We start from the raw sequence: 6,258 nt of genomic DNA, 5'->3' as shown, positions 1-6,258 counted from the left end.
ATCTGGTGCAGCAGAACAGGCGTGTCGGCGGCGAACCGATCCAGTCGGTGGCGTGGCCGTCGCATCCGATCCTCGCCGGCGGCCAGCATGTCGTCGTCGTCGGCGGCGGCGACACTGCCTCCGACTGCGTCGGCACCGCCTTCCGCCAGGGCGCGGTGCGCGTCACCCAGCTCGACATCCGGCCGCAGCCGCCGGAAAAGGAAGACAAGCTGTCGGTCTGGCCATACTGGGCGACCAAGATGCGCACGTCATCCTCGCAGGCCGAAGGCGCCGAGCGCGAATTCCAGGTGGCGACGCTTGAATTCATCGGCGAAAACGGCCAGCTGACCGGGGTCAAATGCTGCGAAGTCGACGAAAAGCGCAAGCCGATCGCCGGCACCGAATTCGTCATCCGCGCCGATCTCGCGTTCATCGCCATCGGCTTTGCCGGGCCAGCCGCTCGCGGGCCGGTGTCGGAACTGGCCGGCCAGATGAAGATCGCCATTGACAGCCGCCGCTCGAAGAATGTCGAGGCCAATGACCGGGACTACAGGACCAGCGTCGAAAAGCTCTATGCGGCGGGCGACGTGCGGCGCGGCCAGTCGCTGGTCGTCTGGGCGATCCGCGAGGGCCGCCAGGCGGCGCGCGCCATCGATGAGGCGCTGATGGGATCGAGCGTGCTGCCGCGCTGAGTCCGTCTCGAGACCCTACTTGTGCGGCCACCTGAAGGCGCTTTCCGCCCTTCCGCTGCCCCGGGCAGCTTACGGACTGATCGCCGTGGTCGTTTCGGTTGTGGCCCCGGCCGCAGGCTGCCGCCTTGGCGGCCAAGAAAAATCGTCGGCGCGGCCGGGCGCAGCAGCGGGCGCCTTGCCCTCGACGACGAATTTTTCACCGGGCCCGTCCGGCTTGGCCGGCGCTGCGGCACCGAGAAGTTCCGAACCGCCGTCGAGTGCCGGTGATTGCGAGTCGGCGTCGGTAGCCGGGTCGGCGGCCTCAGTCTTTTCCTTCGAGGGTGGACTACGTTACTGGCCAGTACCGGCAACGCATCGAAGGAACTTTACAATCATAAAGGTACGTCACTGGTCTCGCGGCTCACCTATGACGATCTAGACGCGCATTCGAGTCCACAATCCGACTGGCATTTTCGTAAAGGCCTCCTCGGTGCGGGCGGCATCAGGGAGGATTTTCTCATGACGAGGACTTCTTACGGAAATGGGGGGCTACTCAAACACATTCAGTGATCAGCGCGGGGGCGGCGTCAGCTATTTCACCGCCGATCTTGGATATAATTTCTTGAACTCACCGCGCTACCGCATCGGTGCTTTTGTTGGCAACAATTTCTGGCACGAGAGCTACGATGCTTTCGGTTGCACGCAGCAGGCGACCAACTGGGGAACCTGTGTGCCAACCGTCCCACCTACGTCAACCTCTCAGCCAGGACAACGATTGGCATTCGCTGCGACTCGGCTTGGCCGGGCAGACGCAACTCACCGAGCGACTCAGCCTTTCTGGTGACGTGGCGTTCCTCTTCACGCGGCTCGACGGCAAAGAGCAGCACCACATGCGCCCAAGATCAAGCTAATTCCCGAAGACGGCGATGGGCATGGCGTCCAGCTCGAGGCGGTGTTGCGGCCGTGGCGAATAACGGCACCGCTCATTTCGAAGAGGCAATGGGCGGTCGTGGTTCCCCGCAGGCCGACGATTGGAAGGCAAAGCGCTACGGCGTTTTCGTGCAGGCTAGCATCAAGTTCAACTGAGAGAGCAAGAACCGAGGAGAGCGGCGATGCCACTCCAGCTCATTACGATCATTGGATCAACAGAAGGAAGTTTTCCGAAGAGTTTTGCAAGCGTGCGCAAAGTCGCCAGACAAAGTTCTCTCGGTCCATAGTGTACGTGCCGTCACGCCCGTTCTCGACATGGTTGAATGATACGTCCCGCGCGATCGATCAAAGTCGTTTTTCATTGGTTTTCCGGAAATCGCGGGGAGCACAGCGTGCTGTGACCCTCGCCTGCTGGTTTTCTGTCAACGCGCAGATGAGGGAGAATGAGCGTACAGCAAAAATCATCAGTGCTGTCGCTTTCGCCAAAGCCCGCCGCAGCTAAACGGGGTCCCACGCCCGGTAGCGCCCCCTGCCGGTCACCTCACGGATGCCGAGTTCGGCACCAGCCCGAGCGCAGCGCGCTGGCTAATTTTCAGCTCGGCCGCGACCAGACCTGCCGACACCAGCGGCCGCGCCAGCACCAGCTCGATCAGCGCCGGCAGGCTCGAGTTTTTGCGCCGGTTCCTGAGCCGGCGCTCCATCTGGCTTTTGGCCAGCGCCTGGATGATTGCAAGGCTGAAACAGTCGATGGAACGCCCCTCCAGCGAAGCCGAACCGGACGAGGCGCGCGCGCCAGGTCCTTCGGCTGCCATCGGCACGCTGGGTTTAAGTGCTTGGGGTGACACGGCGTGATCTCCGCCGTTGGCGGGAACAGGGCAGTGCAATAGTACTGCCCTGTTCCTTTTGATCAGAGGCCAGTGCGGATTTCTTCGGCAAGCGCCCTCAACGTCGTCTCGACGTCATCGCCGTTTACCATCTTCTGCATCGCCACGGCCCATGCGTTCATGGCTTCGCCGAAGCCGACACGCGGTGTGAAAGCCAGCGCGGCTTGGTCCTGTATCTTTTTGAAGCTGTCAACGAAGTTGTTGAACTCGGGCTGCGAAGCGTACTTAGTCCAGGTGTCGTCTGCCAGGTCGACGTGCGCGGCGGATTGACGAGCTGGCCAGCAAGGGCACCCTTGAGCGCCACCTGCTTGGAGGTGGCCCACGGGATGAACAGCCAGGCCGTGCCCTTCTTTTCGGAAGCCGCGTTCATGGCGAGAGCCCAGATCCAGATGTCAGACTCCAAGCTCGTGGCGCTCGGTGCGTGCAGCGGCGGAGCGAAGGCGATCTTGCCGGATGCCGGCTTCCCCGCAACATCGTTCCAGAAGCCGAACATATTTGAGTCGATCGTCATCGCGCTGCGGCCGGACGCGAAGGAAGGAGCCGCGCACTTCTTGATCATGTCCACGTAATGTAGTCGTATCCAGCATCGGTAAGCTTCCAATCGCTCAGGTATTTGTCCAGCGGCTCCAGGGCGCCACTCGGAGCGAGGTCCTACGCGGGCTGAATGCCAGTGCCGAACACATCCCATGCTGGCGACTTCGTCGTCAGTTGGATCGTCATCTTGTTCCAGTAAGAATCGTCTGGGTAGAGTTCCGGCGTGACCTTGATGCCGGGTCAGCTTCTCGAACTCCGGAAATTGCGCAGCGAGAGCATCCGCATAGGGGTGGATGTCGTAGGCCCAAGTTATGCTGGTCCCTTCGAATTGACGCCAGTTCACGGTGTCGGCAGCGGCCGAATTAGTGAGCGATGCCGAGACGGCAAAAAACGCCAAGTCAAAAGCAAGCTGTTTGCGAAGCGACGCGCACCTGTAACGAGTACGGGGAATGAGCGACCCATGTAATCCTCCCTGGGGCATTTTGCCAATTTTTGGGTCCACTCCTCCATCCCGAGTTCGCTCATAGCCACAATAAGCGGTTTCCAACGAGCTCGCTCTGAATGCACCAGGCCAACTGGGTAAAAACGGGTAACCGGCACTAAAAGGCGTTGTAGTATCGCCACCAGAAATACTGCTCCGTGGTGCTGGCCTTTGCCTGGGGGCGCAACACGGCAACTACCCGCTCAAAACGGTTGGTCCTCTACCTCTTATTCACCGTCGCTTTCCTCGCGGCCTAACCCGGCCGGAATATCCGTTGCCAGAAAAAGGCCTCGCGGCCGGTTCGAGGCTCATCCCTCCTCCGAAGCAGCACGCTCAAGTATCGTCACAAGCCCCGAGCGCTTCGCGTTCGGCGATGTCCAAATTCCGACAATGTCGGATACAGTCAGATCTACTGGATTGCGTTTGAATGGTTTTCTCATTTGGCACAGTACATGCGGGTCATCCGCAAAACACGTGACCGACCAACAAGAGTTCGCATGATCACCTTACCACAACATACAGCCGCCGCGGAACAATCACTTGGCCCCTGATCGCCCACCCCGGCACCACAACCGGAGTCATCGATGTTCTGACAGGCTGCCCAAGGATACCTGCTGCAACAGGGCTTGCCCTGGTGACGACCACTCCGGCTCCGCCGGTTACCGACGAGGGCAAAGTGACGGATTTCCTGCTTTTCAACGGCATGGAGGTGGCTGTCATTCCCGACCACCGCGCCGGTCGTCACCCATATGGTCTGGTGCAGGATCGGCAGCGCGGAATGAGCCGCCGGGGATATCTGCATGTCTTCGAGCATCTGATGCTCAAGGCGCCTCATGACGAGCACGGCTCCGTCGCCTGGAGAGATTGAACCCAAAGGGAGATTCAGATGTCTGAAGCGAATCAGGAAAAGTTGGACGCATTCTTGGGGAAAATGGTCGGCGATCTCGGTGCGATCGCAACGGGCGCGGGAGTCCTGCTGGGGGACAGACTCGGCCTGTTCAAGGCATTGCGCGAAGGCGGCAAGATGACGGCCGCCGAACTTTCGACACGCACCGGCACCCAGGAACGCCTCGTAAGGGAATGGCTTTCCGGGCAGGCGGCGGCGGGTTACGTCGACTACGATGAAGCGAGCGACAAATTCTATCTCAACGCCGAGCAAGAGCTGGTGTTCGCTGATGAAGACAGCCCGGCCTTCATGGCAGGCGCATTCGAGTTCCTGTCCGCGCTGTGGCTCGATGAAGAAAAGGTGAGGCAGGCATTCCAGTCCGGCAAGGGCGTCGGGTGGCACGATCATAGCGCGTGTCTGTTTCGCGGTACGGAACGGTTCTTCCGTCCAGGCTACAATGCCAATCTGATCGACTCCTGGCTGCCGGCCTTGGAGGGCGTCGTCGAGAAGCTCGAACGCGGCGTGGACGTCGCGGATGTTGGATGCGGTCATGGTGCATCGACCGTGCTCATGGCACAGGCCTTCCCCAATTCGCGCTTCGTCGGCTTCGACTATCATGCCCCTTCGATTGAGCGCGCCCGCAAGGCGGCCGAGGTAGCCGGCGTCGGCGTTAACACGCGGTTCGACGTGGCGGCCGCCAAGAGCTATCCCGGAACCTATGACCTCGTCACATTCTTCGATTGCCTTCACGACATGGGCGACCCGACGGGCGCCGCCACCCATGTCCACGGATCGCTCAAGCCGGACGGCACGTGGATGATCGTCGAGCCGTTCGCGCATGATCATCTGGCGGCGAACCTCAATCCCGTCGGCCGCGTTTACTATGCCGCTTCCACTTTCGTGTGCACGCCCGCATCCGTGTCGCAGGAAGTCGGGCTCGCGCTTGGAGCCCAGGCCGGTGAGGCGAGGCTGCGCAAGGTTGTGACCGGCGGCGGCTTCAAGCGATTGCGTCGCGCCGCGGAGACACCGTTCAACATGGTGCTGGAGGCCCGCCCTTAGCGTGGCCGTCGCCAGAAATTGCAGCTCATCGCATTTGATGAAGATCACCGCCAAAAATCCGGACGCATCGGGCACATTTTCAAGGCGTCTGGGTTCACGCAGAGGTCGCTGCCGAGTTGTGTGCCAAGAGTCCCATACGTTGCGGCTCAGAAAGGACCCCACGCACGGCGACGAACATGCCCATAGCGATGGCCGCTATAATCACATATGTCCACCATGGCGCGTTCACAAAGCTGGTAAGCCACGTCGCACCGAACGCGCTTACGACAAAAACGAGAGCCTCGATAAAAAGACTGAGCCTGTACACATTCAGTCGTCTCATCCTCATACCACCCATCCAAAGACTGAGCTTGTTGCGCTACTGCGACAGAGCCTAACATATTGGAGAGTGCTCACTAGTCGACCGTGAACAATCCGAGCCCTAAGCGGCGACCGGCTTCGGCCGGATTTGAAGCAGGGCAATCAAGAGCGACAAAAACCCCTTCAGCCACCTGAGCAGGAGGGAGAAGTTGTAGCCGGCGGCGGCCAGGATGGCGTTGAGGGTGTCGCCCTGCTGGCCGGCGAGGTAGTTGCGGCCCATTCTGTGTTCGCTCTTGATGTGGCCGATGACGGGCTCGACCGCCGACCGCCGTCGCATCTGGCGCTTGATGGCTGGGGTGACGCGGCGTTTCTGGCCCGCGGTGAAGACCCTGAGCTTGTGGCTCTGCGGTGCGTTGTGGCCGCGATAGCCGGCGTCGGCGAGGATGCGGCCGATCTCGTTGCCGATGGTCTTTTCCATGTCGGGGATGACGCTTGCCAGCGTGTGGCCGTCATAGGGATTGCCGGGCAGTGCTT

General features: G+C 60.9%; 5 protein-coding genes and 2 pseudogenes. 3 read left to right on the top strand and 4 right to left on the bottom strand.

Annotated features, from left to right (window positions below):
* On the top strand, positions 1–671 hold a 671-nt coding region (locus tag EN906_RS19195; protein ID WP_164777240.1), incomplete at its 5' end, for an FAD-dependent oxidoreductase.
* A 69-nt stretch (positions 672–740) separates the two neighbouring features.
* Here EN906_RS19195 and EN906_RS38325 read toward each other — a convergent pair.
* The 3 genes and pseudogenes from EN906_RS38325 to EN906_RS38320 all read right to left on the bottom strand — a co-directional run.
* Positions 741–935 (bottom strand): annotated as a pseudogene (locus EN906_RS38325) (DUF459 domain-containing protein); the annotation flags it as partial.
* 1,181 nt (positions 936–2,116) lie between these two features.
* The gene (locus tag EN906_RS39000; RefSeq protein ID WP_236473435.1) at positions 2,117–2,425 is read right to left on the bottom strand and encodes a helix-turn-helix domain-containing protein; all 309 of its coding nucleotides are present in this window, start codon (positions 2,423–2,425) and stop codon (positions 2,117–2,119) included.
* Between the two features lie 157 nt (positions 2,426–2,582).
* Entirely contained in the window at positions 2,583–3,029 is a 447-nt protein-coding gene (locus tag EN906_RS38320) for an extracellular solute-binding protein (RefSeq protein ID WP_236383562.1), read from the bottom strand.
* A 1,057-nt stretch (positions 3,030–4,086) separates the two neighbouring features.
* Here EN906_RS38320 and EN906_RS19175 point away from each other — a divergent pair.
* Together EN906_RS19175 and EN906_RS19170 are read left to right on the top strand one after the other, a co-directional pair.
* Positions 4,087–4,308, top strand: a pseudogene (locus tag EN906_RS19175) (insulinase family protein); the annotation flags it as partial.
* A gap of 57 nt (positions 4,309–4,365) precedes the next feature.
* Positions 4,366–5,424: a class I SAM-dependent methyltransferase gene (locus EN906_RS19170; RefSeq protein ID WP_024504268.1), complete on the top strand. Its 1,059-nt coding sequence runs from the start codon at positions 4,366–4,368 to the stop codon at positions 5,422–5,424.
* Positions 5,425–5,845: 421 nt separating this feature from the next.
* Here EN906_RS19170 and EN906_RS19165 read toward each other — a convergent pair.
* Positions 5,846–6,258 (bottom strand): transposase (locus EN906_RS19165; protein WP_189340297.1); only part of this gene is annotated, 413 nt, incomplete at its 5' end.

The sequence above is a fragment of the Mesorhizobium sp. M7A.F.Ca.CA.004.06.1.1 genome (genome assembly GCF_003999135.1).
Taxonomy (GTDB): Bacteria; Pseudomonadota; Alphaproteobacteria; order Rhizobiales; family Rhizobiaceae; genus Mesorhizobium.
The sequence above is the reverse complement of the archived record's forward strand: the minus strand, read 5'-3'. Positions and strand labels throughout refer to the sequence as shown.

What these genes read in the sequence shown, in the direction of transcription:
- EN906_RS19170 (WP_024504268.1), top strand. Translation starts at nt 4,366, where the DNA reads ATGTCTGAAGCGAATCAGGAAAAGTTGGACGCATTCTTGGGGAAAATG.